This is a genomic window from Glaciihabitans sp. INWT7 (assembly GCF_014217685.1).
Taxonomy (GTDB): Bacteria; Actinomycetota; Actinomycetes; order Actinomycetales; family Microbacteriaceae; genus Lacisediminihabitans.
In genome coordinates this window covers 3,198,588-3,225,587 of the sequence record NZ_CP043653.1, presented here as the reverse complement: position 1 = coordinate 3,225,587, position 27,000 = coordinate 3,198,588, and the positions used below count along the sequence as shown (strand labels likewise).

The 27,000-nt window shown below is 66.9% G+C and carries 23 protein-coding genes; 14 read left to right on the top strand and 9 right to left on the bottom strand.

What is annotated here, in order from left to right; translation table 11 throughout:
• Positions 1 to 162: 162 nt before the first annotated feature.
• The 3 genes from F1C58_RS15500 to F1C58_RS15490 form a co-directional block, all read right to left on the bottom strand.
• Positions 163 to 582, bottom strand: coding sequence for a MarR family winged helix-turn-helix transcriptional regulator (locus F1C58_RS15500; protein ID WP_185201931.1), 420 nt, complete (start codon positions 580 to 582; stop codon positions 163 to 165).
• Between the two features lie 75 nt (positions 583 to 657).
• Positions 658 to 1,449, bottom strand: a complete 792-nt coding sequence (locus tag F1C58_RS15495; protein ID WP_185201930.1) for an isocitrate lyase/phosphoenolpyruvate mutase family protein — start codon at positions 1,447 to 1,449, stop codon at positions 658 to 660.
• A gap of 47 nt (positions 1,450 to 1,496) precedes the next feature.
• Positions 1,497 to 2,933, bottom strand: coding sequence for an MFS transporter (locus F1C58_RS15490; protein WP_185201929.1), 1,437 nt, complete (start codon positions 2,931 to 2,933; stop codon positions 1,497 to 1,499).
• 289 nt (positions 2,934 to 3,222) lie between these two features.
• Here F1C58_RS15490 and dnaK point away from each other — a divergent pair, with 289 nt between their 5' ends.
• The 8 genes from dnaK (at position 3,223) to F1C58_RS15450 (ending at position 12,349) form a co-directional block, all read left to right on the top strand.
• Positions 3,223 to 5,115: a molecular chaperone DnaK gene (dnaK, locus tag F1C58_RS15485; RefSeq protein ID WP_185201928.1), complete on the top strand. Its 1,893-nt coding sequence runs from the start codon at positions 3,223 to 3,225 to the stop codon at positions 5,113 to 5,115.
• Positions 5,116 to 5,120: 5 nt separating this feature from the next.
• On the top strand, positions 5,121 to 5,723 hold the full coding sequence (locus F1C58_RS15480; protein ID WP_185201927.1) for a nucleotide exchange factor GrpE: 603 nt from the start codon (positions 5,121 to 5,123) through the stop codon (positions 5,721 to 5,723).
• A gap of 116 nt (positions 5,724 to 5,839) precedes the next feature.
• Entirely contained in the window at positions 5,840 to 6,820 is a 981-nt protein-coding gene (locus tag F1C58_RS15475; RefSeq protein WP_185201926.1) for a DnaJ C-terminal domain-containing protein, read from the top strand.
• Between the two features lie 16 nt (positions 6,821 to 6,836).
• Positions 6,837 to 7,253 carry a heat shock protein transcriptional repressor HspR gene (locus tag F1C58_RS15470; RefSeq protein WP_185201925.1) on the top strand — a complete coding sequence of 139 codons (417 nt, stop codon included), beginning with the start codon at positions 6,837 to 6,839 and terminating at the stop codon, positions 7,251 to 7,253.
• A 10-nt stretch (positions 7,254 to 7,263) separates the two neighbouring features.
• Entirely contained in the window at positions 7,264 to 7,911 is a 648-nt protein-coding gene (locus tag F1C58_RS15465; protein WP_185201924.1) for a hypothetical protein, read from the top strand.
• A complete protein-coding gene (locus F1C58_RS15460; RefSeq protein WP_185201923.1) occupies positions 7,904 to 9,073 on the top strand; it encodes a methyltransferase in 1,170 nt (389 codons plus the stop codon). The genes F1C58_RS15465 and F1C58_RS15460 overlap by 8 nt, the downstream gene beginning before the upstream one ends.
• Before the next feature lie 5 nt (positions 9,074 to 9,078).
• On the top strand, positions 9,079 to 11,241 hold the full coding sequence (locus F1C58_RS15455; RefSeq protein ID WP_185201922.1) for an ATP-dependent Clp protease ATP-binding subunit: 2,163 nt from the start codon (positions 9,079 to 9,081) through the stop codon (positions 11,239 to 11,241).
• A 58-nt stretch (positions 11,242 to 11,299) separates the two neighbouring features.
• Positions 11,300 to 12,349 carry a zinc-dependent alcohol dehydrogenase family protein gene (locus F1C58_RS15450; RefSeq protein WP_185201921.1) on the top strand — a complete coding sequence of 350 codons (1,050 nt, stop codon included), beginning with the start codon at positions 11,300 to 11,302 and terminating at the stop codon, positions 12,347 to 12,349.
• 58 nt (positions 12,350 to 12,407) lie between these two features.
• On the opposite strand, the gene F1C58_RS15445 is transcribed toward F1C58_RS15450, so the two are convergent.
• The 5 genes from F1C58_RS15445 to F1C58_RS15425 all read right to left on the bottom strand — a co-directional run bounded on the left by F1C58_RS15445 (position 12,408) and on the right by F1C58_RS15425 (position 17,580).
• Complete coding sequence (locus tag F1C58_RS15445; protein ID WP_185201920.1) at positions 12,408 to 13,490, bottom strand: low specificity L-threonine aldolase; 1,083 nt, start codon at positions 13,488 to 13,490, stop codon at positions 12,408 to 12,410.
• A 61-nt stretch (positions 13,491 to 13,551) separates the two neighbouring features.
• Positions 13,552 to 14,643, bottom strand: a complete 1,092-nt coding sequence (locus F1C58_RS15440) for an ABC transporter permease (protein WP_255461155.1) — start codon at positions 14,641 to 14,643, stop codon at positions 13,552 to 13,554.
• Positions 14,640 to 15,524 (bottom strand): ABC transporter ATP-binding protein, encoded by an 885-nt coding sequence (locus tag F1C58_RS15435; protein WP_185201919.1) that lies wholly within the window; start codon positions 15,522 to 15,524, stop codon positions 14,640 to 14,642. Before F1C58_RS15435 ends, F1C58_RS15440 begins: the two co-directional genes overlap by 4 nt.
• Before the next feature lie 95 nt (positions 15,525 to 15,619).
• Positions 15,620 to 16,279: a response regulator transcription factor gene (locus F1C58_RS15430; RefSeq protein ID WP_185201918.1), complete on the bottom strand. Its 660-nt coding sequence runs from the start codon at positions 16,277 to 16,279 to the stop codon at positions 15,620 to 15,622.
• Complete coding sequence (locus tag F1C58_RS15425) at positions 16,279 to 17,580, bottom strand: sensor histidine kinase (protein ID WP_255461154.1); 1,302 nt, start codon at positions 17,578 to 17,580, stop codon at positions 16,279 to 16,281. Before F1C58_RS15425 ends, F1C58_RS15430 begins: the two co-directional genes overlap by 1 nt.
• Before the next feature lie 305 nt (positions 17,581 to 17,885).
• Between F1C58_RS15425 and F1C58_RS15420 the strand changes: the two genes are divergently transcribed.
• The 6 genes from F1C58_RS15420 (at position 17,886) to F1C58_RS15395 (ending at position 25,312) form a co-directional block, all read left to right on the top strand.
• Positions 17,886 to 18,932: a LacI family DNA-binding transcriptional regulator gene (locus tag F1C58_RS15420; protein ID WP_185201916.1), complete on the top strand. Its 1,047-nt coding sequence runs from the start codon at positions 17,886 to 17,888 to the stop codon at positions 18,930 to 18,932.
• Positions 18,933 to 18,955: 23 nt separating this feature from the next.
• Positions 18,956 to 20,233 carry an extracellular solute-binding protein gene (locus F1C58_RS15415; protein ID WP_185204218.1) on the top strand — a complete coding sequence of 426 codons (1,278 nt, stop codon included), beginning with the start codon at positions 18,956 to 18,958 and terminating at the stop codon, positions 20,231 to 20,233.
• A 2-nt stretch (positions 20,234 to 20,235) separates the two neighbouring features.
• The gene (locus F1C58_RS15410; RefSeq protein WP_185201915.1) at positions 20,236 to 21,189 is read left to right on the top strand and encodes a carbohydrate ABC transporter permease; all 954 of its coding nucleotides are present in this window, start codon (positions 20,236 to 20,238) and stop codon (positions 21,187 to 21,189) included.
• A 41-nt stretch (positions 21,190 to 21,230) separates the two neighbouring features.
• Entirely contained in the window at positions 21,231 to 22,064 is an 834-nt protein-coding gene (locus F1C58_RS15405) for a carbohydrate ABC transporter permease (RefSeq protein WP_255461393.1), read from the top strand.
• Positions 22,065 to 22,066: 2 nt separating this feature from the next.
• Positions 22,067 to 23,122: a glycosidase gene (locus F1C58_RS15400; protein WP_185201914.1), complete on the top strand. Its 1,056-nt coding sequence runs from the start codon at positions 22,067 to 22,069 to the stop codon at positions 23,120 to 23,122.
• Between the two features lie 150 nt (positions 23,123 to 23,272).
• Complete coding sequence (locus tag F1C58_RS15395; protein ID WP_185201913.1) at positions 23,273 to 25,312, top strand: hypothetical protein; 2,040 nt, start codon at positions 23,273 to 23,275, stop codon at positions 25,310 to 25,312.
• Between the two features lie 168 nt (positions 25,313 to 25,480).
• Here the strand turns inward: F1C58_RS15395 and F1C58_RS15390 are convergent, their stop codons facing one another.
• Positions 25,481 to 26,869, bottom strand: coding sequence for a DUF6421 family protein (locus F1C58_RS15390; RefSeq protein ID WP_219731993.1), 1,389 nt, complete (start codon positions 26,867 to 26,869; stop codon positions 25,481 to 25,483).
• Between the last annotated feature and the right edge of the window lie 131 nt (positions 26,870 to 27,000).

Here is a 27,000-nt window from a genome sequence, read left to right as displayed (position 1 = left end):
TACTGCTCCGGGAGCGAGCGTATCCCCCGCCACGAGGGTTGTGGTCGTGGGTTTGAGGACTGGATGGTCCCACCGAGGGGATCTCGAGCCCGGGGCTTTTCGATCGCAACTCCCATGGCGAAGCACTTGCCCGCAGGCTGATCGGAGGGGGCTGCCCGCGCGCTACTCGTTCCAGCCGAGGTTGCGCGCCATCCGCTCGAGGGTGTCGAGGGTCTGCGCGTACTGCTCCGCGGAAATGCCGTCCGCGGTGATAGCGCGGGTCTTGTCGACGGTGGAAGAGAGTGCGGCGAGGGCGGTTCGCCCCGAATCGGCGAGGGAGTATCCCGACGGCGAGAGTGCGACCCATCCGCTCTCCACCAGCTCGGCGAGGTTCTCTTGCACCGTCTCGCCATCGACCGCAGAGAGGAAGGGGGCGAGCGCGGCATCCAGTTCGGTACCCGTGGCGGGGCCGCGAGAGAGCACATTGAGCAACTGCCACTGGCGGCGGGTGACTCCGTGCTCCTCGAGGGTGTCGGCGAACCGCTCGTCGATCAGACGGTCGACGAGTTTGAGCCAGAATCCGATGGGGCGGTGATCGGTCATGAGCACAGGGTAGTGGGAGCGCCTCGCCGCTCGGCGATGCGGAGCGCGGGGCGTGGAGAACTCTCGGCGGGTCAGTCAGTACTCGAAGCCGAGCTCCTCGGGGTAGTCGCCGAGCGCGGTCAGGGTGGTCGCCGCCCTCTGCAGGTGCGCGAGGGTGAGGCCGAGCACGCCCGGTCCGAAGCTGACGCGCGCGACGCCGAGTTCGGCGAGCTTCTTGAGCGACACCGAGGTGGGATTGGAGATCACCGAGACCGGACCGTTGACGTCGCGGATGGCACGCTCCACCAGCCCCTCGGTGGGAAGGCGAAGCACGAAAATACTGGTGGCCCCGGCATCCAGGTAGCGGTTGGCGCGTTCCATGGCTCCCGCCCAGTCGGCCGGATTGCTCACCAGAGAGTCGACGCGCGCGTTGATCGCGAGCGGCACGCCAGCCTCATCGGCGGCGATCCGTGCCGCGGCGACCCGGGCAACGGAGCTCTCGAGGTCGCGCAGCGGACCGGATGCCGCCTCAAGCGAGTCTTCGATGTTGAGGCCGGCGGCCCCGGCCTCGATCAATCGCGCCACGTTTTCGCGAACCCCCGCCCCATCCGCCGCGTAACCCTTCTCGAAGTCCACCGAGACCGGGATCGACACCGCAGCGGCGATGATCCGCGCGGTCTCGAGCGCCTGCTCGACCGTGAGCCCCTCGTTGTCTGGCACGCCGTGGGCGAAGCTGACGGCGTGACTGGCGGTCGCGAGAGCCTTGACGCCCTTGGCCTGCGCCACGATGCGGGCGGTGACGGCATCCCAGATATTGGTGACGATGAGCGGCTCACCGGGGCGGTGGAGTGAGCTGAGCAGGGCGGCCTTGTCGGCAGTGGAGGTCATGGTTCCACCCTGCCATGTGCGCAGAGGGAGATCGGGCGGGAGGGAATCTAGTTCGAGCGCGCCTTCACCGGGATCAGCAGGATCAGCCCGACGAACAGCACGATCACGATGCCGAGGATGCCCCAGTACTGGGCCCCGGCGACGGCGACGAAGGTGGAGAACAGCAGGGGAGCGAGGAAGCTCACCGCGCGACCGGTGGTGGCGTAGAGGCCGAACACCTCGCCCTCGCGGCCCGCCGGAGTGACCCGGGCGAGGAAGGTGCGGCTCGCGGACTGGGCCGGCCCGACGAACAGACAGAGGATGAGGCCGCCCACCCAGAACGCGTTCGAGCCGAGGTCGTGGGCGAAGAAGACACCGAGCCCGGCGAGGATCAGTCCGATGAGCGAGACCACGATCACCGGCTTCGCTCCGAACCTGTCGTCGAAGAGGCCGGAGATGAAGGTGCTCACCCCGGCGACCACATTCGCCGCGATCGCGAAGATGATCACCTGGCTGCTGGAGAAACCGAAGGTCCCCTGCGCAAGGATGCCGCCGAAGGTGAACACACCCACGAGGCCGTCGCGGAACAGCGCGCTCGAGATGAGGAACAGCACAGTGTTGCGGCTCTCGCGCCAGAGGTTCGCGATGTCACGGAACAGCACGACATATGCCTCGAAGAATCCGACCTTGTCACGACGATTCTCTCGGCTGATCTCTGGCACGGTGAAGAGGATCGGCAGGGAGAAGGCGAGCGTCCAGAGGGCCGCGATCACTGCGATGAGACGGATGTTGAGGCCATCGTCGTGCGAGATGCCCAAGAACCCGCCGGAATCCGCGGTGAGCCCCACCAGGCCGAGAAGCACGAACAGCAGCAGCACGATGCCGCCGAGATACCCGGCACCCCAGCCGAGCCCCGAGACCTTGCCGACGGTCCTTGGCGTGGAGACCTGGATGAGCATGGCGTTGTAGTTGACGGTGGCGATCTCGTAGAAGATCGTTCCCACCGAGACGAGTCCGACCCCGAGCAAGAAGAACGCGGGTTTTCCCTCGACGAAGAACATGAGGGCGGTCATCACCACGACCACCCCGGTGTTGATGGCGAGCCAGAGCTTGCGGCGGCCCGAGGCATCCGTCCGCTGCCCGAGTACCGGCGCGATGAGGGCGACGATGACGCCGGCGATCGCAAGCCCGAAGCCCAGGCTCGAGGTGAGGGATGCCTCGGCCGCGGTGAACGCGCGGTGTGCGGCGCCGGTGGGCGAGCTCTCGGCGTCCCGGGCGGCGACGATCGCCGGATCCACGAAGTAGCTCGAGGTGAGGTAGACCGTGAAGACGAAGGTCGTGATGACGGCGTTGAACGCTGCGCCTCCCCAGTCCCAGAATGCCCAGGCCACGACCCAGCCGCGAGGGATCTTCTTGCCCTCCTGCAGGTCGAGGCCTGCCACGGCGATCGCGCCGGTGCGGGCGGGCTTCGGAACCGTCGGAGGAAGAGGAGCGCTGTCCGTCATGTGCACAGGTTAGTGGTCGAGGGAGAACATCAGGGGGAGCGCGGTCGATACCGGATCAGGAACCTCGTTCTGGGAGGGTCCGCCTCCTGCTTCCCCGGTCGAGCCGGTCGTGAGGCGGCGGAGCCGCGTGACTCGAAACTGACAGTTGAGCCAGACCGACTCAAGTTTTGCCAGTTCGACTTGACAAAGTTATCCACAGGTTTCAAACTTGAGTACGTGGGACTCAAGTCTCACCCCAGATCTATCACTAGACCTCAAGAAGCACCGCACAAACAAGGAGAAAGAGCATATGGCTCGAGCAGTAGGTATCGACCTCGGAACCACGAACTCCGTCGTCTCGGTTCTCGAAGGCGGAGAACCCACCGTTATCACCAACGCCGAGGGATTCCGTACGACGCCGTCCGTCGTCGCATTCACCAAGGATGGCGAGGTGCTGGTCGGTGAGACCGCGAAGCGCCAGAACGTCACCAACGTCGACCGCACCATCTCGTCGGTCAAGCGTCACATGGGCACCGACTGGACCGTCGACATCGACGGCAAGAAGTACACCCCGCAGGAGATCTCCGCGCGCATCCTCGCCAAGCTCAAGCGCGACGCCGAGCAGTACCTGGGTGAGGCCGTGACCGACGCCGTCGTCACCGTGCCCGCCTACTTCAACGACGCGGAGCGCCAGGCCACCAAGGAGGCCGGTGAGATCGCCGGACTCAACGTGCTGCGCATCATCAACGAGCCCACCGCGGCCGCCCTCGCCTACGGCCTCGACAAGGGCAAGGAAGACGAGCTCATCCTGGTCTTCGACCTCGGTGGCGGAACCTTCGACGTCTCGCTGCTCGAAGTGGGCAAGGACGACGACTTCTCCACCATCCAGGTGCGCTCCACCTCCGGTGACAACCGCCTCGGTGGAGACGACTGGGACCAGCGCGTCGTCGACTACCTGATCAAGCGGTTCAAGGACTCGACCGGTGTCGACGTCTCGGGTGACAAGATCGCCAAGCAGCGCCTCAAGGAGGCCTCGGAGCAGGCGAAGAAGGAACTCTCGAGTTCCATGAGCACGAGCATCCAGCTTCCCTACCTCTCCCTCACCGAGAACGGCCCGGCCAACCTCGACGAGACGCTCACCCGCGCCAAGTTCGAAGAGCTGACCGCGGACCTGCTGGAGCGCACCCGCAAGCCCTTCACCGACGTCATCAAAGAGGCCGGCATCAAGGTCGCGGATGTCGCGCACGTCGTGCTCGTCGGTGGATCGACCCGCATGCCCGCCGTCGTCGAGCTCGTCAAGAAGCTCACCGGTGGCAAGGACCCGAACAAGGGCGTCAACCCGGATGAGGTGGTCGCCGTCGGCGCCGCCCTCCAGGCCGGAGTGCTGAAGGGTGAGCGCAAGGACGTGCTGCTCATCGACGTCACCCCCCTGAGCCTCGGTATCGAGACCAAGGGCGGCATCATGACCAAGCTCATCGAGCGCAACACCGCCATCCCCACCAAGCGCAGTGAGACCTTCACCACCGCTGACGACAACCAGCCGTCAGTGGCGATCCAGGTGTTCCAGGGCGAGCGCGAGTTCACCCGCGACAACAAGAACCTCGGAACCTTCGAGCTGCAGGGCATCGCACCGGCGCCCCGCGGCATCCCGCAGGTCGAGGTGACCTTCGACATCGACGCCAACGGCATCGTGCACGTGTCTGCAAAGGACAAGGGCACCGGCAAGGAGCAGTCGATGACCATCACCGGCGGCTCGTCGCTGTCGAAAGACGACATCGAGCGCATGGTGCGCGAGGCCGAGGAGCACGCCGCGGAGGACAAGGAACGCCGCGCGACCGCCGAGACCCGCAACACCGCAGAGCAGCTCGCCTACTCCACCGACAAGCTCATCAAGGACAACGCCGACAAGCTGCCGGATGACGTCAAGTCAGACGTGCAGGCCGATGTCGACGCCCTCAAGAGCGCCCTCGCCGGAGAAGACGAGGCGGCCGTGAAGACCGCCTTCGACAAGCTCAGCGAGAGCCAGCAGAAGCTGGGCGAGGCGATCTACTCGCAGGAGCAGGCCGCCGCCTCGGCGGAAGGAGCCGCGGAAGGCGAGCAGGCACCGGCCGCTGACGACGAGGACATCGTGGATGCCGAGGTCGTCGAAGACGAGCCCGACGCCGACAAGCCGGACTCCTCCAAGCCCAAGGGCAAGAAGTAGCGCTGATGGCAGCCAACAAGAATCCGAAGCCCGGCAAGGGCAAGGGCGACCCGGAGGAGCCGGACAACGGCGCCTCCGAGGGTTTCGAGGGACCGGATGTCGAGACCTCGTTCACCGACGACGATCTCGCCTTCCTCGCCGGAGACGCCGATGCCGGTTCGAAGGGCGCCTCGGCAGCGGGAGCTGCGAAGGACCCCGCGGCCGAGATCCTGGACGATCTCAAGCGCGTGCAGGCCGAATTCGCCAACTACCGCAAGCGCGTCGAGCGTGACCGGGAAGCGAACCGGGAGTCGAACATCGCCGAAGTGGTGAAGTCGCTGCTTCCTGTGTTCGACGACCTGTCGCTCGCGGAAGCGCACGGCGACCTCACCGAGGGCCCGATGGTCGTCATCGTGGCCAAGTTGCGGGCGAGTCTCGAGAAGTTCGGGCTCACCGTCGTCGGCGAGAAGGGCGACGTGTTCGACCCTCACCAGCACGAGGCGCTCGTGCAGTTGCCGACTCCGGGGGTGACGGTCAACACCGTCGCCGACGTGATCGCACCGGGCTACAAGCTCGGCGAACGCCTGCTGCGCCCCGCAAAGGTGGCAGTCGCAGTTCCCGCAGAATAGAACCACTGCTGATCGAGTAGGTCGCCCTAGCGACCGTATCGAGATCCTTCATCCGGTCTCGATTCGGTCGTCGGGCGGCCTGCTCGACCAACAAAATCGTATGAAAGGAGGCGCCTGTGGCCAGCCAGGATTGGTTCGACAAGGACTTCTACGCCGTTCTCGGCGTCTCCAAAGATGTCACCGCGGCAGACCTCAAGAAGGCCTACCGCAAGCTCGCGCGCAAGTACCACCCGGACTCCAACCCGGGAAACGCCGCTGCCGAGTCGAAGTTCAAGGAGATCAGCGAGGCCAACTCGGTGCTCTCCGATGCTGAACAACGCAAGGAATACGACCAGATGCGGGCCATGGGCCCCGGTCGCCCCCGCTTCACCTCCGGGGCTCCCGGCCAGAGCGCGGGCTTCGAGGATGTCTTCGGCGGCATGTTCGGCCAGGGCGGCGGCCAGCGCTCCGGCGGCTCCGGCGGGTTCGACGACATCTTCAGTGGCATGTTCGGCCAGGGTGGCTTCGGCCAGTCCTCCGGCGGTTTCCGCGGGGCCGGTGGCCCAACGAAGGGCCGCGACCAGACCGCGGGTACCACTCTCGACTTCCTCACCGCCATCAACGGGGACACCGTGAAGCTCCAGCCCGCGGAGGGCAAGCCGATCAGCGTGAAGATCCCGGCCGGTGTGAGCGACGGGCAGAAGATCCGCCTCAAGGGCAAGGGTGAGCCGAGCTACGACGGCGGGCCCCCCGGTGACCTGACCCTGACCGTGACCGTGCGCCGGCATCCGGTGTTCGAACGCGACGGACTCAACCTGCGGGTGGATGTGCCCGTCACCTTCACCGAGGCGACGCTCGGCGCAACCATCGAAGTGCCGACCCTCGGCGGTGACCCGGTGAAACTGCGGGTGGCCGCGGGAACACCGTCCGGGCGCGTGCTGCGCGTCAAGGGACGCGGTGTGACCACCGACAAGGGCGTCGGCGACCTGCTGGCGACCGTGCAGGTGGCCGTGCCATCGCACCTGACCACGGATGCCCGCGAGGCCCTCGAGAAGTTCGCCTCTCTGCAGCCCGACGAGAATCCTCGCGCCGACCTGATCGCCAAGTCGCGGGTCTGAGCGGAGAGGCACAGCAATGGAAGCGACCGATCCCGTCTTCGCGATCGCGATCGCGGCCGAACTCGCGGGGATGCACCCGCAGACGCTGCGCCAGTATGACCGTCTCGAGCTCGTGATCCCGCAACGCACCTCCGGGCAGTCCCGCCGTTATTCGATGCGGGACGTCATGCAGTTGCGGGAGATCGCGCGCCTCGGAACCGAGGGCGTGAGTCTCGAGGGCATCAAGCGGATACTGCAGCTCGAGAACCAGGTGGCGGCACTCTCCGACCGCCTTCGCGAACTGGAGCATGCACTCGCCGACGAGCTGCTCTCGCGCCCGGGCAGCCGGGTCTTCGCGGGCGGAGGAACCGGCGAGGTTGTGTCGTTGCGGGCGGGAACCCGCGCACAGCGCAACACCCAACTCGTGGTCTGGCGACCACTCGACCACGATTGAGAACCCGACGATGACTGTCTCGCCGCCGCCCGGCTACGCCGCGCTGCCCCCCGCACCCCGCGCCGTACGACCGCCCCTCACTCCGCGGGCGAAGCGCGGCGCCGCCATCGCGGGGGCCGTCGGGTTCGTCGTGCTCAGCATCGGCTACGCCCTGGTCGCGTTCAGTCTCGGGATCGCGCTTCTGGCGGCCTTCATCGGGCTGATCCTGCGTGCAGCACGCTCGTCCACGAGCGAGTGGTACTCCGGCCTCGTCCGAGTGCTCGCCGGATTGGATCTGCGCCCATTCATCGCGCCGCTGGTGCTCGTGGGCATCCTCGGTGTCGCGCTGATGGCGGTCGCGATCGTGGTGAGCGCTCGTGTGCTCTCCGCGCACGAGGTGCGGCGCCCCGTGGCGGTCACCTGGGCCGGAGTCGGCGTCGCGATCGTGGCATCCTGGGTCGTCTCGGGGATCGGCGGGATCTTCACGAGGGTCGGTCTCGGCGGGATCGACTGGAACTCGTCGTCGGGCGGATCCTCGCTGGTGACCGTACTGGTGGTCTCGGGCGTACTCTCCGTGGCGCTCAACGCCGTGATCGGCTGGCTGAGCTGGTGGTGGATGGCGCACGCGTTGCGTCCCGCCGCCCTCCCCGGTGCCGTCCTGACGGGTTCGAATGCCTGACGTCGACCTGGACACGCTGCGCCGCTGGCCCGACGTAGAGGCTCCCAACCTGTTCGCGGTCGACGCCAGCGACCGCCTGATTCTCGACGAGGCATCCGACGCCATCTCCGCGGCACCCGCCGGCACCGTCGTGGTGATCAACGACCACTACGGCGCGCTCGCCATCGGTGCCGCCGCGAACCTGGGGGCCACCGCGGTGCGGGTGTTCCAGGATCCCCTGGTGTCAGAGGCCGCGCTCGCCGCCAACGCGCGGGGGATCACCGAGGAGCTGCGGAGCCTGCCGCTCGGTCGGGAGTTGCTCTCGGGCGCGACGGTCGTGCTGCTGCAGGTGCCGCGCTCGCTCGCCGAACTCGATGAGATCGCCGCGGAGATCGCGCGCTGGGCCCACCCCTCCGTCGTCGTCTTCGCCGGCGGTCGAATCAAGCATCTCTCGCTGACGATGAACGCCGTGCTCAGGAAACACTTCGGCAGGCTGGATGTCTCCCTCGCGCGCCAGAAGTCCCGGGTGCTCATCGCCAGGGAGCCTCTCGCTGCGACGAGCGAATTCCCGGTGCGGGAATACAACGACGAGCTCGGCCTCTGGGTATGCGCTCATGGTGCCGTCTTCGCCGGCGCGAAACTCGATCTCGGCACCCGGTTGCTCCTCTCCGTGCTCGATGGCGCGCTGGCGGATGCGACCACCGCCATCGATCTCGGCAGCGGCACCGGGATCCTCGCGGCCATGCTCGCGAAATCGCGACCCTCCCTCTCGGTGATCGCCACCGACCAGTCCGCCGCCGCGGTGGCATCCTCCTTGGCTACCGTGCAGGCGAATGAGCTCGCCGATCGGGTCACCGTTGTTCGCGACGACGGTCTGAAATCGCAGCCCAACGCGAGCGCCGACCTCATCGTGCTCAACCCGCCGTTCCATGTGGGCGCGACCGTGCACACCGGGCTCGCCGACCGCCTGTTCCGGGATGCCGCGCGCGTGCTCCGTCCCGGCGGAGAGCTCTGGACCGTCTACAACTCGCACCTCGCGTACCGGCCGACCCTCGAGTCGGTGATCGGCTCCACCCGTGAGGTGGTGCGCAACACCAAGTTCACGGTCACGTCGTCTCGGAGACGCGTGACCGCATCCGCTGATAACAGCACGGGTACCTCCGATCCGCGCACAGAAAGGTAACGCGAATGGCCAACCTCCAGGGCGCTCCCGCCACCGACGAAGAGCAGCAGACCGCTCTCGAGAAGTACGGTGTCGACCTCACGGCGATCGCGCGCACCGGCAAGCTCGACCCGGTGATCGGTCGGGATGCCGAGATCCGCCGCGTGAGCCAGGTGCTCACCCGCCGAACCAAGAACAACCCGGTACTCATCGGCGAACCCGGCGTTGGCAAGACCGCGGTGGTCGAGGGGCTCGCCCAGCGCATTGTGGCCGGCGATGTCGCCGACTCGCTGAAGGGAAAGAAGCTCGTCTCCCTCGACCTGGCCGCCCTCGTGGCCGGGGCCAAGTATCGCGGAGAGTTCGAGGAGCGGCTCAAGGCCGTGCTCAAGGAGATCAACGACGCCGACGGCGAGATCATCACCTTCGTCGATGAGCTGCACACGCTCATGGGAGCGGGAGGCGGCGAGGGATCCGTCGCCGCATCCAACATGCTGAAGCCGATGCTCGCGCGCGGTGAACTGCGTCTCATCGGCGCCACCACCCTCGACGAATACCGCGAATACATCGAGAAGGACGCCGCTCTCGAGCGCCGTTTTCAGCAGGTGTTCGTCGGCGAGCCCTCTGTCGAAGACACCATCGCCATCCTGCGCGGCCTGAAGGAACGGTATGAGGCGCACCACAAGGTGGCCATCGCCGACACCGCGCTCGTGGCCGCGGCATCCCTCAGCAATCGCTACATCAGCGGACGTCAGCTTCCTGACAAGGCGATCGACCTTGTGGATGAGGCGGCCAGCCGACTCAAGATGGAGATCGACTCCTCCCCGGTGGAGATCGATCAGCTCAAGCGCGCCATCGACCGCATGAAGCTCGAAGAGCTCGCCCTCAAGAAGGAGAAGGATGCCGCCTCGAAGGCGCGCCTGCAGAAGCTCCGCGACGAGATGGCCGAGATGCAGAAGAAGCTCGACGGGCTCAACGCACGCTGGACCGCGGAGAAGGCCTCGCTCCAGGGCGTCGGCGACCTGCGGATGCGTCTCAACGATGCGCGCATCGAACTCGACCGCGCCATGCGCGAGGGGCGTTACGAAGACGCGTCGCGCCTCGACTACGAAGTGATCAAGAAGATCGAGCGCGACATCGCCGCGGCCGAATCCATGGAGACGACCGGCCCGCGCATGGTGAACGAGCAGGTGACGGAGGAAGATATCGCCGCCGTCGTCGCGGCCTGGACGGGCATCCCGGTCGGGCGTCTCATGCAGGGCGAGACGGACAAACTGCTCAATCTCGAGAACGAGCTCGGCAAGCGGCTGGTCGGCCAGAAGCCCGCGGTCCGTGCGGTCGCGGATGCGGTCCGTCGTTCACGCGCGGGCATCGCCGACACGGATCGGCCGACCGGCTCGTTCCTGTTCCTCGGCCCGACCGGCGTCGGCAAGACCGAGCTCGCCAAGGCCCTCGCCGAATTCCTCTTCGACGACGAGAAGGCGATGGTGCGCATCGACATGAGCGAGTACAGCGAGCGGCATTCCGTCGCGCGCCTGCTCGGTGCCCCTCCCGGGTACATCGGTTACGAACAGGGCGGCCAGCTCACCGAGGCCGTGCGCCGACGCCCGTACTCGGTAGTGCTGCTCGACGAGGTGGAGAAGGCGCACAGCGGTGTATTCGACGTGTTGCTCCAGGTGCTCGACGACGGTCGACTCACCGACGGCCAGGGCCGCACCGTCGACTTCCGCAACGTGATCCTCATCCTCACCTCCAACCTCGGTAGCCAGTACCTGGTCGACCCCACCCTCAGCGCGGAGGCGAAAGAGGATGCCGTCAACGCGATGGTGCGTCAGGCCTTCAAGCCCGAGTTCCTCAACCGCCTCGACGACATCGTGATCTTCAGCGCCCTCTCCAAAGACGACCTCGCCCAGATCGTGGAGCTGTACATCGACCGGCTGACCCGGCGCCTGCAAGACCGTCGGCTCGACCTCGCGGTGACTCCGGATGCCCGCAGCTGGCTCGCGGAACGCGGGTACGATCCGATCTACGGTGCGCGACCGCTGCGCCGGCTGATGCAGCACGAGATCGACGACAAGCTCGCGACGGCGCTGCTCAGTGGGGAGATCCGCGATGGCGACTTCGTGATCGTCGACCTCGACTCCGACAACGACACGCTCAGTATCCGCAAGGGGGACGCGCCGGTCGAGTAGCCGGCCGGGACGACGCCGAACGTCATCGGGCACCCGGTCATCCAAATAAGCTGGAAGCATGCGTGCAACACTGATCCACGGCGAGCGGGACATCCGACTCGAAGACGTGGCCGACCCCCAGCTCATCACCGGCACCGACGCGATCGTCAAGGTCGTCGCCGCCTGCGTCTGCGGTTCCGACCTCTGGCCCTACCGGGGTGTCACCCCCACCAAGCATGCCCACCGCATCGGACACGAGTTCGTCGGAGTCGTCACGGAGATCGGCGAGGGCGTGTCGAAGATCCGCGTCGGCGACTTCGTGATCGCCCCGTTCTACCACTGCGACATGACCTGCGTGAACTGCCTCAACGGGGTGAGCACCTCCTGCCTCGCCGGTGGTTGGTGGGGAGCGGATGACCGCAACGGAGACTTCGTCGATGGGGCCCAGGGCGAATTCGTTCGGGTGCCGAACGCGGACGGCACGCTCGTCGCGACGCCAGAACAGCCCAGCCCCGAGCAGATCCCCGGACTCCTCACCCTCGCCGACGTCATGGGCACGGGGCATCACGCGGCCCACTCGGCGGGGGTCTCGGCCGGCGACTCCGTCGTGGTGGTCGGAGATGGCGCGGTCGGTCTCTGCGCGATCATCGCGGCCAAGCGACTCGGGGCCACCCGCATCATCGCCATGTCGCGCCACGCCGACCGGCAGGCGCTCGCGACCGAATTCGGCGCCACCGACATCGTCGAGGAGCGCGGCGATGAGGGCGTCGCCCGCATCAAGGAACTGCTCGGCGGCATCGGGGCCGACCGCGTTCTCGAGTGCGTCGGCACCAAGGAGTCGATGGACCAGGCGATCCGATCCGCCCGTCCGGGCGGCAAGATCGGGTACGTCGGCGTGCCGAACGGCGGATCAGAGCTGCCGATCCGCTCCCTCTTCGGCGCGAACGTCGGCGTCGCGGGCGGAGTCGCTCCGGTGCGCAACTACATCGAGGAGCTCCTGCCGGAGGTGCTCTCCGGAGCGATCACTCCCGGACGGGTCTTCGACCTGGAGTTGCCGCTCGCCGATGTGGCCGAGGCCTACGACGCCATGGATGACCGTCGCGCGGTGAAGGTGCTGCTGCGCCCGTAGTCCGCACACGGTGGTCGAGTAGCGAGCGCCAGCGGAACCGGCGGGTGAGGTCTCGGCGCTACTCGACCGACGGGTTGGGGCCGAGTTCCTCAACGATCGCGGCGACGAAGGCGTCGACATCCGCTTCCGTCGTGTCGAACGCTGTCATCCAGCGCACCTCGTTCGCGGCCCGGTCCCAGTCGTAGAAGCGGAACTTCTGCTTCAGTCGGTCGGAGGATTCGTTCGGCAGAACCGCGAACACCGCGTTGGCGGTCGTCTCTTGGCTGAAGGAGAGGTTGCTCACCAGGCCATCGGCGATCGCGTTGTCGAGAGAATAGCGAAGGTGGGCCGCCATCACGTTGGCGTGGCTCGCCGAGCGGCGGTAGAGGTCGTCGCTGAGCAGGGCGATCAGCTGCGCGGAGACGAAGCGCATCTTCGACGCCAGTTGCATGTTGAGTTTTCGGAGGAAGACGAGCCCGTCCGAGACATCCGGGTTCAGCAGAACGATCGCCTCGCCGTAGAGCAGCCCGTTCTTGGTGCCCCCGAAGCTCAGGATGTCGACGCCGGCATCCGTCGTGAACTCCCGCAGCGGCACATCGAGGGCCGCCGCGGCATTCGAGATCCGCGCCCCGTCCATGTGAAGCACCATCCCCTTGGAATGGACGTGGTCGGCGATGGCCCGCACCTCGTCCACGGAGTAGAGCGTGCCGAGTTCGGTGGTCTGGGTGATGCTCACCGCGAGCGGCTGCGCGCGGTGCTCGTCGCCCCAGCCCCACGCTTCGCGGTCGATGAGCTCCGGCGTGAGCTTGCCGTCGGGGGTCGGAACGGTGAGCAGCTTGAGCCCGCTGATGCGCTCGGGAGCTCCGTTCTCATCCGTGTGGATGTGGGCGGTCGAAGTGGCGATCACGGCTCCCCATCGGGGAAGAACGGATGTCAGGGCCGTGACATTTGCCCCGGTGCCGTTGAAGACCGGGAAGGCTTCGGCCTGGTCGCCGAAGTGTTCCCTCATGACCTCTTGCAGACGAGCCGTGTAGACGTCTTCGCCGTACGCGATCTGGTGGCCACCATTGGCGTCGGCGATAGCGGCAAGCACTTCTGGGTGGGCTCCCGCGTAGTTGTCAGAGGCGAATCCGCGGTAGTTCGTGTCGTGAAGCGTGGTCATGGGTCCAGTCTGCCATTGCGCGTTGCACGTGCGCGGTGGGCCGCGCTCGGGCCCGACGCAGTCAGCGCGCCAGCGCCTCGCGCAACTTCACCCTGCCGCCCATCCTCAGCAGGGAGTTCTCGTAGATGCGGGAGCCGATGGCGATGACGAGGGCGGTCGAGATCAGCAGGATCGCCAGGGACAGCAGTGGCTCCCACCACTCGGCGGTGCCGAGGAAGATGCGCATGGGCATGCCGACCGGCGCCGAGAACGGCACGTACGACATGATGCCGAGCACGATCGGATTGTCGTTGAAGACGATCACGAGCACGTAGGGCACCATGACGAGCATCGTGACCGGGGTGGTGACCGATGCCATGTCCTCCTGGCGGGAGACCAGGGACGCGGCGGCGGCGAAGAGCGCCGCGAGCAACACGAACCCGAAAGCGAAGAAGACCACGAACCAGATGATCGACGGCCCGAGCGCGCCGAGCAGGGTGGACTGCCCGGTGACGAGCAGCCCCACCCCGGCGAGGATGGCGATGAGCGCGATCTGGCCGAAGGCGAGGATGCTGTTGCCGAGCACCTTGCCGGCGAGCAGCGTGCGCACCGGGATCGTCGACATGAGGATCTCGACCACTCGCGTCGCCTTCTCCTCCACGACGCTCTGCGCGATGGTGGATCCGAAGGTCACGGCCGACATGAAAAACACCAGCCCGAAGCCGAGAGCGACGAAGTAGATGAGCAGCGGATTCTTCTTCGAGGTATCGAGGATCTTCACGTCTGGCGCAACACTGACCGCCGCGATCACGGCGGTCGGCGGCGAATCGAGCCCGATCACGGTGATGCCGAGCTTCGAGACCGTGGAGTTCGACACGATCGCCGCTTCCACCGCGCCCGATCGCACCAGCTTCTGCGCTTGGGCGCGAGTGTCGACATCCGTCACCGCGAACTGGGGGAGGTCGGGCAGGGCATTGACCACCGAGCGCTGGACGGCGATCTTGGTCGGCTCGGCGTTCGCGCTGACGATGCTGCCGATCACGATGGAGGCGAGCACCGCGAGCAGCAGGATGCCGGTCGAGATGAGGAAGGCCTTGCTGCGCAGTCGCATGGTGATCTCGCGGTTCGATACGAGAAGAGTGCTCTGCAGGAATGAGGGGGCGGTGGTGCTCACTGGATGACCTCCCGGAAGATCTGGGCGAGGGATGGATGTTGCGGGGCGAATCGCTGCACGGTGCCATCCGCGACCGCGCGCTTCAGCACGGACTGGGCGGCTGCGGCATCCGCTGCCTCGAAGAGGGCGTGGCCGCCGTCGAAGTCGACGACGGTGATGCCCGGCACCTCGCGCAGCCAGCCGAGATCCCCGTCGACATCGAGCTGGTAGCGGTCGTGACCGTGCTCGCGTTGCAGCTGTTCGCGCGAACCGCTCGCCCGGATCTCGCCGTTGGCGATGATCACCAGGTCGTCGCACAGGCGCTCGACGAGGTCGAGCTGGTGACTGGAGAACAGCACGGGGGCACCGTCGGAGGCCGCATCCCGCAGCACCCCGAGAACGGTGTCGACGCCCATCGGGTCGAGACCGGAGAACGGCTCGTCGAGAATCAGCACCTCCGGCTGGTGAACGAGGGCTGCGGCGATCTGTGCCCGCTGCTGGTTGCCGAGGGACAGGGCATCGACGGTGTCGTTGGCCCTCGCGCCGAGTTCGAGCCTGTCGAGCAAGCGGGTCGTGCTCGCCGCCGCATCGCGGGCGGTCATGCCGTGCAGTCGACCGAAGTAGGTGATCTGCTCGGCCACCTTCATCTTCGGGTAGAGGCCACGCTCTTCCGGCATGTACCCGAAGATGCGCCGGTCGTCGCCGCTGAGCCTCGACCCGCCCAGGCTCACCGCGCCGGAATCGGCCGAGAGCACCCCGAGGATGATGCGCATCGTGGTCGTCTTGCCGGCGCCGTTTCCCCCGACGAATCCGGTGATGCGCCCGTCGCCGACGGTGAAGCTCACCTCGTTGATCGCCGTTCGACCGCCGTAGGTCTTGGTCACCCTGTCTACCTCTAGCATCGTGCTCCCTCGTGTCTGCTCTCAACCGTAGGAGGTGGCACGGCGCGGGGCATCCGCCTCGCGGGGGGATTCCCGCTCCGCCTCGCGGGGGAGTCTCAGGTGCGCGCCACGACGCCGTTCTCGTAGGCGAAGACGACGGCGTGCACCCGATCCCGCAGGCCGAGCTTCTGCAGCACCTTCGAGACGTGGGACTTGACCGTCGCCTCGCCCACGTAGAGCGCGAGTGCGATCTCGGAGTTGCTCATCCCCCGCGCGAGCAGGCCGAGGACTTCGCGTTCTCTCCCGCTCAGGTCGTCGAGTTCCGGGCTCGCCGTCGGCGGAATCGTCGACCGACCGGCGCAGCGCTCGATCACCCGCCGCGTGACATCCGGGGCAAGGAGAGCGTCTCCGCGGCCGATGATCTGCACCGCTTCGATGAGCTTCTCGGGCGTCGAGTTCTTCAGCAGGAAACCGCTCGCTCCGGCGGTGAGCGCATCGAAGAGGTAGTCGTCGCGATCGAAGGTGGTGAGGATGAGCACACCGGTACCCGGGGCCCGCGCGGCGATCCGGCGAGCGGCTTCGAGTCCGTCCATGACGGGCATCTGCACGTCCATGCAGACCACGTCGGGGCGAAGTTCGAGCACTCGCGCGACGGCTTCCTCGCCATTCCTCGCCTCGCCGACGACCGTGATTCCGGGCTCGCTCTGCAGGATGACCGAGAATCCCGCGCGCACGAGGTCCTGGTCGTCGACGATGAGCACGCGCAGGTCGGCCATCACCCCGCCTCCCCGGTGGGGATTCGCGCACGCACGAGGTAGCCGCCCCGGGCGCGCGGGCCGATCTGGATGGTGCCGCCGACGGCATCCACCCGCTCTCGCATGCCGAGCTGCCCGTGGCCCGTGCCCGGGGCGGCGACGGCCGAGCCGGAGCCGGAATCGCCGAGTTCGAGCTCGACGGCGTCGTCGAGATAACGCAACCGGAGGTCGATCTCGGCGCCCGGGCCGGCGTGCTTGAGGGTATTGGTGATGGCCTCCTGCGCGACCCGGTAGAGCGTCGCTCCGATGGTGGGCGGCACCGGGCGCTCGGTGCCGACCGTGCGCGAGAGGATCGTGACGCCCGCTCCCCGGGTATCCGCGACCAGGGTCGAGAGCTGGTCGAGGCCGCGGGTGCTCGGGGCGTCGCCGGGCGGTTGCTCATCGTCCCGGAGGGTCGTGAGCATGCGGTGGAGCTCGGCGACGGCGGTGCGGGCGCTCGACTCGATGGAGCGGAGGGATGCCGCGGCTCCCTCCGGATCGGAACCCACGACCCGGCGGGCGGCCCCCGCCTGCACTCCCATCACGGAGACATGATGCGCGACGATGTCGTGAAGGTCCCTCGCGATCCGCACGCGTTCGAGCGACACCGCCCGCTCAGCGTTGAGCTCCCGTTCGGCGGCGAGCTCTGCCGTGCGGGCAACGAGTGCCGAGCGTTCGCGGGCGGCGGCCCAGGCTCGATCCCCGAAGTAAAAGGCGCCGCCGAAGTACAGCAGGTTGGTCACGATCTGCAGCAGGCCGAGGGCGACGATCGGCGAGATCGCACCGTTGCGAGGGATGTTCGCGAAGGAGCCGGGATCGGAGGCATGCGCGACGAGCGCGGTGAAGAGCCACACGAACATCCCGATGACGATCACCACGCGCACGATCGTGGCGCGCAGGCGATGGCGACCCCAGGCGCCCACCGAGTACAGGGCGATGAAGAGGGAGATGTTGGCGAAGAGCATCTCCGGTACGGAGAGGATCTGCGAGAGCGCGAACACGAGGCCAACCACGACGGCGACCGCTTCCGGCCACCGACGCCGCAACGCCAGCGGAGCCGTGCACATCACCACGTAGAGCGCGCTGATCCAGATCGCAGAAGGATGCTCGGAGAAGCCCGCGCTCTGGGAGAGCAGCGTGCTGAGAGCAGTGGCTCCCAGCAGGACCGCGGCGAGCGCGGCATCCCGCACGTACTCCTGACGTTCGGGCCCGGGTCGCACCCATTCCCGGTCGACGTCGCCCCGGGGTTCGCTCCAGCGGCGGGCGCTCGACGGTTCGGTCACCCCGACAACGCTAGTCCGCGCCGCACCGAGCGGCATCCCCCGCGAGGGGGAGGCTGCCCTGCCAGTGGACCTGTTCGTGAGGGGTTGCTTTCTCCCGCGATCGGGTTTAGGTTGACTAAACCGGTTCAGAAACCTGCCGGACGGTGCGATTCGATCCGCACCACGCACGAAAAAGCACGACCGAGATCGAAGCGCCACCGGTTCAGACGACTGCCGGCGGCCCACGTGCGGCCAGCACCGACTGGCGCGGAACGACACCGGTTCAGAACACTGCCGGCGACACGAACACTCAGGGTGGAGTACTCATGGCGAAACAGCGCGCGACGATCACGGATGTCGCCCGTGCCGCCGGTGTGAGCAAGGGGCTGGTCTCCTTCGCGCTCAACGATCGTCCCGGGGTATCGCCGGAGACGCGTGACCGCATTCTTCTCGTCGCCGATGAGCTCGGGTGGCGACCCAGCGTTCGGGCACGCTCGCTCAGTACCGATCGGTCCTTCGCGCTCGGACTCGTGATCGCACGCGACCCCGAGGTGATGTCGGGCGATCCGTTCTTCCCGGCCTTCATCTCGGGCATCGAATCCGCCCTGGCGCCGGCGGGGCAGGCACTCGTGCTGAGCGTCGTCGGCAGCGAAGCCGACGAAGAGGCAAGTTACCGCCAGCTCTCCGATCACGACCGTGTCGACGGGGTGATCCTCACAGACCTCCGTCGCGACGATCCCCGCATCGCGCTCGTCGCTCGGCTCGGGCTCACGGCGATCACCATCGGGCATCCGGATGTGCCGTCTGATCTGCCCTCGGTGAACGTCGAAGACACCCCGGGCATCGTCGCGGCCGTCGAGCACCTCATCGCCCTCGGACATCGTCGGATCGCGCACGTCGCCGGACCCTCACGCATGTTGCACGGGGTGCGCCGGAGCGTGTCCTTCACGAACACCATGCACTCGCACGGCCTGGACGGCGGGCTCATCATCGAGACCGACTTCACCGCGGCCGGCGGGGCCCGCGCCACCCAACTGCTCGTCGCGCTCGCCGACCGGCCGACGGCGATTGTCTATTCGAACGATGTGATGGCGATCGCCGGCCTCGGCGTGGCTGCGCGGGCGGGGCTCTCCGTTCCCCGTGACCTCTCCATCACGGGATTCGACGGAAGCGACATCGGCGCCCACCTCTTCCCCTCCCTGACGACGGTGACCACCGCGGTGCAGGAATGGGGTCGCCAAGCCGCTGGACTGCTGTTGCGAGTGATCGCCGGCGAGACGGTCGACGACATCGAACTTCCGCCGGCGCGCCTCGTCATCCGCGAATCCAGCGCTGTCGCTCCGATCCCCCCAACCCCCACCGCGGCTCTCTAGCCGCACGAAGAAAAGGAAAGACTGTGCAAAGAAGAACAGTTATCGCCGCCACGGTGCTCGCCGGCGCGCTCGCCCTCACGGCCTGCAGCAGCGGCGCCGGAACCACCTCGACCACCGGCAAGGGTGCGATCACGATCTGGTACTCGAACAACGAGCAGGAGGTGGCCTGGGGCAAGCAGATGGTCGCTGCCTGGAACGCCGACCACCCGAAGGAGCAGGTCAAGGGCCAGGAGATCCCGGCCGGAAAGAGCAGCGAAGAGGTGATCGGTGCCGCCATCGCGGCGGGCAATGCTCCCTGCCTCATCTACAACACTGCCCCCTCCGCTGTCGGCCAATTCGAGAAGCAGGGCGGTCTCGTCGACATCTCCAAGATCTCGGATGGCGCGTCCTACATCGAAGCTCGCAGCGGCAAGGTCGCCGACCAGTACAAGAACACCTCCGGTGACTACTTCCAGATGCCGTGGAAGTCGAACCCCGTCGTGATCTTCTACAACAAGGACATGTTCGCCAAGGCGGGACTCGACCCTGAGAACCCGAAGCTCTCGACCTACGCCGACTTCATCGACACCTCGAAGAAACTCGTCGCGGCGGGAGTCTCCAAGGTCGCGATCCAGCCGGCGCCCACGAGCGAGTTCTTCCAGAGCCAGTTCGACTTCTATCCGCTCTATGCCGCGGCCACGGGCGGAAAGCAGATCGTCGCAGACAACAAGGCGACCTTCGCCACCCAGGACGGCTTCGACGTCGCCGACTTCTGGCAGACGATGTACAAGGACAAGCTCTCGAGCCCGGAGCAGTACACGGGAGACTCTTTCGCCTCTGGCAACTCGGCCATGGCCATCGTCGGCCCGTGGGCCGTCTCTGTCTACAAGGACGTGAACTGGGGCTCCGTGCCGGTTCCGACCAAGGATGGGATCGCGGCTGACAAGACGTGGACCTTCAGCGACGCCAAGAACATCGGCCTCTACTCCGCCTGCAAGAACCAGGGCACGGCGTGGGATGTCCTCAAGTTCTCGACCAGCAAGGCGCAAGACCAGAAGCTGCTGGAGATCACGGGTCAGATGCCGCTCCGCAGCGACCTGCAGACCACCTACGCGGACTACTTCGCGAAGAATCCCGCCTACCAGGCCTTCGGCGACCAGGCCTCCCGCACCGTCGAGGTCCCGCCGGGACCGAACACGGTCGAGATGCTTCGGACCTTCCGTGACGCCTGGACCAAGACAGTGGTCACGGGCGACGGAGATGTGAAGAGCGCCCTGAAGGACGCCGCGTCGAAGATCGACACGATCGCGAAGCAGAAGTAGTCATGACCACCACCCTGACGTCTCCGGTGGCCTCGCGGCCACCGGAGCCGGGTGCCTCGCCGACGCGCAAACGCAAGCGGGGCGGCATTCTCGGCAAGCATCCGCTCGGGCTGCTGTTCAGCGCACCGTATCTGGCGTTCGTGATCCTGGTGTTCGCCTATCCGCTGATCTATTCGGTCTGGATCTCGTTCCACGACTTCTTCTTCGCGGCCCCCGGCGCGCAGGTCGATCGTCCATTCGTCGGGCTGCAGAACTACATCACCGCGTTCTCCGACCCGGCGGTCATCCGTTCCTTCGGCAATGTCGGCATCTTCCTGTTGATCAACGTGCCGCTGACGGTCGTGCTGTCGCTGCTGCTGGCGAGTGCGCTCAACAAGGTGACCCGATTCAGGGCATTCCTGCGGGTGAGCTTCTACGTGCCCTACCTCGCCGCGAGCGTGGCGGTCGTGGCCGTGTGGCTGTTTCTCTTCAACGGAAACGGCATCGTCAACCAGGTGCTCGGCCCGCTCGCGCCGAGCCCATCCTGGCTCGTCAACACGCATTGGGCGATGCCGACCATTGCCCTGTTCGTCACGTGGAAGCAACTCGGCTTCTACATCCTGCTCTACCTCGCCGCCCTCCAGGCGGTGCCGAAAGAGCTCTACGAGTCGGCCTCAACCGACGGCGCCGGTGCCGTGCGCAGCTTCTTCTCGGTCACCGTGCCGGGCGTGCGACCGGCCACCGTGCTCGTGCTGCTCGTCTCGACAGTCACCGGAGCGAACCTGTTCACCGAGCCGTACCTGCTCACCGGCGGTGGTGGTCCCAACGGGGCATCCGCTTCGCCGGTTCTGATCATGTACCAGGACGGGCTGCAGCAGGGGCATCCGGATACCGCCGCGGCCATCGGGGTCGTGCTGGTGCTCGTGGTGCTCGTCATCGCCTGGTTGCAGAACCGATTCGCCGGAGGAAACGACTGATGGCCACCAAACAGCGCACGGACCACTTCGCGCACACCCGGATGTCACGCCCCCAGCGCACTCTGAGGGGTGTGGTGCTCGCCCTCGGCGCCCTCGTCTTCCTGTTCCCGTTCTACTACATGGTGATCGGGTCGCTGCAGGCCAAGCCCGATCCCTCGGTCGCCGGAGCCTTCCCCAACGTCACCAACATCACGGGGGAGAACTATGTGCAGATCAACGACCGCATCAACCTCTTCCAGGGGCTGCTCAATTCGGGCATCTTCACCGGGGGCGTCCTCCTCGGCACCATGGTGTTCGGACTCCTGGCCGGCTACGCGCTCGCCGTGCTGCAGTGGCGCGGCCGCGGGGTCACCTTCGCTCTCGCGTTGCTGGTGCAGGTGATCCCGTTCCAGTTGCTGATGATCCCCCTGTATGTGCTCATCGCGCGCGACTACGGGCTCGCCGACAACTACCTGGGCATGATCCTGCCGTTCTTCATCAACTCGACGGCGGTGGTGATCTTCCGGCAGTACTTCCTGCAGCTGCCCAAAGAGCTCTTCGAGGCGGCCAGGATCGACGGGGCGAGTGAGCTTGTGCTGCTCTGGCGCATCGCGATCCCGCTCGTGCGCCCCGCGATCATCACCGTGGTGCTGCTCACGTTCATCGGTCCGTGGAACGAGTTCCTCTGGCCATTCCTCGTGACGAAGGAGGCGAGCCTGCAACCGCTGGCCGTCTCCCTCGCCAACTACATCTCCAATGTCGCGGCCTCCGCGTCCAACCCGTTCGGCGCGACCCTCGCGGGCGCTGTCGTTCTTGCGGCGCCCGTCGTCGTGCTCTTCATCGTGTTCCAGAGGTACTTCGTCTCGACCAATATCGGTTCGGGCGTGAAAGGTTGACCATGTTCCCCTTCCCCTATTCCCTCACCCGCGCCGGAGTGATCATGTCTCCGACCCCCGGGGACGAGCTGGAGGCCGAGGGGGTGCTGAATCCGGCCACCGGACATTCGGATGACGGCACGCTCTACCTCCTTCCCCGCATGGTCGCCACCGGAAACGTGAGCCGGGTCGGTCTTGCGCGGGTGGTGATCGAGCACGGAGTGCCGGTCGGGGTGGAACGCGAGGGAGTCGTGTTGCAGCCGGAGCGCTCGTGGGAGCGCGGCGCGAAGAACTCCGGCACCGAGGATCCGCGGGTCACGTTCGTCCCGCGGCTCGGCCTCCATGTGATGACCTACGTGGCGTTCGGGCCGCTGGGTCCGCGCACCGCGATCGCGACATCCACCGACCTGCGCGAATGGACGAGACTCGGCCCGGCGCTCTTCGAGTTCGATGACTCCCTCGACATCGATCTCAATCTCTTCCACAACAAAGACACGGTGTTCTTTCCCGAGCCCGTGACCGCCCCCGACGGGGTGGAGAGTTTCGCGGTGCTCCACCGCCCGATGTGGGACCTCGGCGAGATCAAACCGGGGGAGCTTCGCACCGTGCCGGCCGGCACCGCCGACGATCGGCAGAGCATCTGGATCAGCTACGTTCCCGTGGCCGAGGTGATGGAAGACATACGCTCGATCGTGCTGTGGCGCGGACACCGCATGCTCGCCGCCCCGGAATCCCCCTTCGAGCAACTGAAGATCGGGGGCGGACCGCCGCCGGTGCTCGTCGACGAAGGCTGGCTGGTGCTCTACCACGGTGTCACCGGGGAGATCGACAACGCGTTCACGCAGCAGCAGAAGGTGAACTACTCCGCGGGCGGCATGATCCTGGATGCCGCGGATCCGACGAAGATCCTCGCTCGCACCACCGAGCCGCTGCTGGCGGCGGAGACGGAGGACGAGCGCAGCGGAATCGTGCCCAACGTGGTCTTCCCCACCGCTATCGAGCGTATCGACGGCCAGCTCTTCGTCTTCTACGGCATGGCCGACTCCAAGATCGGGGTCGCGCGCATCGACCGTCTCTAGCCCCGCCCTGCCGCTCTCATCATTCAGGAAGGCGCGGCACGGATGGGGCTGCCGAGCCCTCCTGAGGTCGACACCTGCACCATCCACCACATCAGCACCACATCCTCCTGAATTCTGAAAGCACACAACTCACAGAAAAGGACACGTTCGATGACGAACTCCCTCTCCCGGCGCTGGCTTGTCGCACTGGCTGCAACCGCGATGGTCGGTGCTGCGGCTGTCGCGAGCCCGGCGGTTGCCAGCCCGTCGAGTGCGGCCGGCGCTTCAGCTGCCCCGGCACGCCTCACCAACCTCGCGCACCTCGATTTCCTGCTCGACACGGCCTCGCCCGGTGCCGTAGACGGCCACAGCACCTACCGCCTCGCGGAGGAGCCGGCCATCACCATGCCATGGACCTACGCGGACTCCCGGCCCGGAGGCACCTTCGCCCGTGTCGGTGGTGGACCACTCGACCCCGCAACGGGACACTACGGCCAGGGCGCCTACAACGCCGATGACATCACCCGCGCCGCCGTCGTCTACCTGCGGGACTGGAAGCAGAGCGGTTCCGCCGCGAGCCGCACCAAGGCGTACGAGCTGCTGAGATCCGTCGCCTATTTCCAGACCTCCAGCGGTCCGAATGCCGGAAACGTCGTGCTCTGGATGCAGTCCGACGGCACCTTCAACACGTCGCCTGTGCCGGTGGAGCTTCCCGATCCCTCCGACAGCGGGCCGAGCTACTGGCTCGCTCGCAGCCTCTGGGCCTTCGGTGAGGGGTACGCCGACTTCAAGGACTCCGATCCGGCCTTCGCGAGCTTCCTCCAGCAGCGTCTCCAACTCGGCGTCGCGGCGCTCGACCGGGAGGTGCTCAACAAGTACGGCACCTACGCCATCGCGGACGGTGCCAGAGTGCCGGCCTGGTTGATCATCGACGGGGCGGATGCCTCTGCCGAGGCCGTCCTCGGCCTCAGCGCGTATTCGGCGGCTGCCCCCGGCGACACCGCTTCCCGCACCGCGCTCGCGCAGCTCGCCGAGGGTATCTCGAAGAGGGGAGCCGGGTCATCCACCCAATGGCCCTACGGTGCCATCCTCCCCTGGGCGGAGTCCCGCTCGATGTGGCACGCGTACGCTTCGCAGATGCCGGCGGCCCTCGCCGTGGCATCCACCGTGCTGAAGAACCCGGCGCTGCTGGAGCCCGCCGTGGCCGATTCGGTCGGGTTCACGACAGAACTGCTCGCGGCTGGTGGCCCCGACAACGGCTGGTACCCGACGCCGGTCGACACCACCCAGATCGCCTACGGCGCCGATTCGCGGCTGCAGTCGCTGCTCGCGGTCGCCACGGCGGGCGATCGGCCGGGCATCCGGCAGCTGGCGGGCATCGCCGGGTCGTGGTTCTTCGGCGCGAATCCCTCCGGGAGGCCGACCTACGATCGCGCCACGGGAGTCACCTTCGACGGGGTGCAACCCGACGGCACGGTGAACCCCAATTCCGGGGCGGAGAGCACGATTCACGGCCTGCTCTCCATGCTCGCGCTCGACGCGAATCCGGATGTCGCGGCGCGTGCTGTCGCGACCCCGGCCACCGTCTCGCACGACGGTCTCACCGTGGTGCAGGCCGAGTCCGCGACGGCCACCACCGGCACGATCGTCACCCCGGCTTCGGCCTGGACCGGTGAGTCGCAGTTCGGGGGAGGTGCCTACCTCTCTCTGCCGTCGAAGTCGACCGCGAGCCTGGCGATACCGGCCGGATCGGGTGCTCGGCACCTCGAGCCGGTGACTTTCGAGCCCAACCCGGGTTCGGCATCCTCGGTGTGGACGGCCGGCCGGATTCCGCTCGGCATCATCCGAGACGGCGTCGGCGCACAGGGGATCACCGCGGTGCCGGGGGCGCTGCTGCCGCAGACGCTCACGTTGCCGATCGGCGCCGGGGCGACGACCGTCACCGTTCGGGCAACCTCTGGAACGGTGCAGCTCGATGCCGTGATCGTGCGACCGCTCGTCTCGCGGCTGGTGCTAGGGGGTGCTTCTGCCTCGACGGAACTGGTGCATTCGACATCCGTGCTTCCGCTACCGACCCGCGTCGGCACCGCGGGGGAGCGCACGACGGTGCGCACCTATGACTCCGGCGGACGACTCCTGCAAACTCGGGTGATCTCGGGCTCGTCGACGATCCTGCTGAGGCCCGGTGGATTCGCGGTGGTCACGCGCTAGCGCCGGAAGCATTTCCGCTATTCAGGACGATGCGGGACAGACGGGGCGGATGATGCGGCTGCGCACCTCAGGGATGCCCAGCCGCATCGTCCGCCTCACATGTTCCTGAATGATGACGCGCGCACGGCATGGATGGTCGACGCGAAGTGCCGGCCGCCGCCGCGGCCGCTAGCTGCGGCCGGTCAGGCCAGCGGTCGACTCGATCACGTCGGCCATCTTCTTGGAGAGCGCCTCGTAGAACATCGACAGGGGGAACTCGTCGGGCAGCACGGCATCGGTGAAACCCTTGGGCGGTCCATCCAGCGGCAGGTCCCGCTTCGCCCAGTTCGATGCCGGATGCGGCGTCAGGGTGCCAGACACCAGTTCGTAGGCCGCCAGCCAGTGCGCGGTCTTCGGCCGGTCGATCGAGCGCCAGTACAGCTCCTCGATCTCCCGTCCGAGAGCGATGACTACCTCCGGCACGTCCGCCCAGTCGATGGTGAGGCGTGTATCGGTCCAGTGCAGCACGTGGTGCTGGTGCAGCCAGGCGAACAGCAGCTGCCCGCCGACCCCGTCGTAGTTGCGCACCCGGGTGCCGGTGATCGCGAACCGGAAGATCCGGTCGAAGAGCACGGTGTACTGCACCAGTTTCGCGTGGTCGCGGGTCACGTCATCCGTGTCCTCGGCACGCTCCAGGCGCACCGCCTCGCGGTAGGCGGTGAGGTCGCAGCGCAGTTCCTCGAGCGAATACAGGAAGTACGGCATGCGCTGCTTGATCATGAACGGATCGAAGGGCAGGTCTCCGCGCATATGGGTGCGGTCGTGGATGAGGTCCCACATGACGAAGGTCTCTTCGGCCAGGTGCTGATCGTCGAGCAGCCGCAGCGCGTCCGCCGGCAGGTCGAGCTTCGTGACGGCGGATGCCTCGCGCACGACCCGGCGGAACCGCGCGGCCTCCCGGTCGGCGAAGATCGCTCCCCAGGTGAAGGTCGGCACCGCGCGCAGGGCGATCGTCTCGGGGAACAGCACCGCGGAGTTCGTGTCGTAGCCCGCGGTGAAGTCGACGAAACGAATGGGAACGAAGAGCGCGTTCGAGTACTCCCCAGCTTCGAGGGCGGCCACGAATTGCGGCCAGATCACCTCGACGATCACGGCCTCGACCAGGCGGTCCGTGCTGCCATTCTGCGTGTACATGGGGAACACGACCACGTGACGCAGGCCGTCCACGCGGTGGAGCTGCGGCTGGAAGGCGGCGAGGGAGTCGAAGAAGTCTGGCACGCCGAATCCGGACGCCGCCCACTGTTCGAAGTCGAGGGCAGCGGCATGCAGGTAGGCCTCATCGTGCGGAAAGACCGGCACGAAGGCGCGGAGCGTGCCGGCGATGGTGGCGACCAGGCCGCGGGCATCCGCATGGTCTGCGCTGTTCGGGATGCTCCCGTCCTGCACTTGCAGCGGGCGGAGCGCCGCGACCGCGGCCTTCAGTTCGAGCCACGCCGCGCTCGTTTCGACGGGGCCGTCCTCGAGGACCTCAGGCTCCCCGACGATTGCGCTCTGTGGTGCTGAAGCGGCGTATGACATGGTTCGACCTCCGATCCCGAGAGAAACGACAAGACGGCGCGAATGCGCCTCTCTCGAGGATATCTGCGCAATCGCGCCGTTTGGTTGTCATCGGCGCGGAAAAGTTGCACAGGAGGGCCCCTGAGACGCAT

What these genes read in the sequence shown, in the direction of transcription:
- F1C58_RS15500 (WP_185201931.1), bottom strand. Translation starts at nt 582, where the DNA reads ATGACCGATCACCGCCCCATCGGATTCTGGCTCAAACTCGTCGACCGT.
- F1C58_RS15495 (WP_185201930.1), bottom strand. Translation starts at nt 1,449, where the DNA reads ATGACCTCCACTGCCGACAAGGCCGCCCTGCTCAGCTCACTCCACCGC.
- F1C58_RS15490 (WP_185201929.1), bottom strand. Translation starts at nt 2,933, where the DNA reads ATGACGGACAGCGCTCCTCTTCCTCCGACGGTTCCGAAGCCCGCCCGC.
- dnaK (WP_185201928.1), top strand. Translation starts at nt 3,223, where the DNA reads ATGGCTCGAGCAGTAGGTATCGACCTCGGAACCACGAACTCCGTCGTC.
- F1C58_RS15480 (WP_185201927.1), top strand. Translation starts at nt 5,121, where the DNA reads ATGGCAGCCAACAAGAATCCGAAGCCCGGCAAGGGCAAGGGCGACCCG.
- F1C58_RS15470 (WP_185201925.1), top strand. Translation starts at nt 6,837, where the DNA reads ATGGAAGCGACCGATCCCGTCTTCGCGATCGCGATCGCGGCCGAACTC.
- F1C58_RS15465 (WP_185201924.1), top strand. Translation starts at nt 7,264, where the DNA reads ATGACTGTCTCGCCGCCGCCCGGCTACGCCGCGCTGCCCCCCGCACCC.
- F1C58_RS15460 (WP_185201923.1), top strand. Translation starts at nt 7,904, where the DNA reads ATGCCTGACGTCGACCTGGACACGCTGCGCCGCTGGCCCGACGTAGAG.
- F1C58_RS15455 (WP_185201922.1), top strand. Translation starts at nt 9,079, where the DNA reads ATGGCCAACCTCCAGGGCGCTCCCGCCACCGACGAAGAGCAGCAGACC.
- F1C58_RS15450 (WP_185201921.1), top strand. Translation starts at nt 11,300, where the DNA reads ATGCGTGCAACACTGATCCACGGCGAGCGGGACATCCGACTCGAAGAC.
- F1C58_RS15445 (WP_185201920.1), bottom strand. Translation starts at nt 13,490, where the DNA reads ATGACCACGCTTCACGACACGAACTACCGCGGATTCGCCTCTGACAAC.
- F1C58_RS15435 (WP_185201919.1), bottom strand. Translation starts at nt 15,524, where the DNA reads ATGCTAGAGGTAGACAGGGTGACCAAGACCTACGGCGGTCGAACGGCG.
- F1C58_RS15430 (WP_185201918.1), bottom strand. Translation starts at nt 16,279, where the DNA reads ATGGCCGACCTGCGCGTGCTCATCGTCGACGACCAGGACCTCGTGCGC.
- F1C58_RS15420 (WP_185201916.1), top strand. Translation starts at nt 17,886, where the DNA reads ATGGCGAAACAGCGCGCGACGATCACGGATGTCGCCCGTGCCGCCGGT.
- F1C58_RS15410 (WP_185201915.1), top strand. Translation starts at nt 20,236, where the DNA reads ATGACCACCACCCTGACGTCTCCGGTGGCCTCGCGGCCACCGGAGCCG.
- F1C58_RS15405 (WP_255461393.1), top strand. Translation starts at nt 21,231, where the DNA reads ATGTCACGCCCCCAGCGCACTCTGAGGGGTGTGGTGCTCGCCCTCGGC.
- F1C58_RS15400 (WP_185201914.1), top strand. Translation starts at nt 22,067, where the DNA reads ATGTTCCCCTTCCCCTATTCCCTCACCCGCGCCGGAGTGATCATGTCT.
- F1C58_RS15395 (WP_185201913.1), top strand. Translation starts at nt 23,273, where the DNA reads ATGACGAACTCCCTCTCCCGGCGCTGGCTTGTCGCACTGGCTGCAACC.
- F1C58_RS15390 (WP_219731993.1), bottom strand. Translation starts at nt 26,869, where the DNA reads ATGTCATACGCCGCTTCAGCACCACAGAGCGCAATCGTCGGGGAGCCT.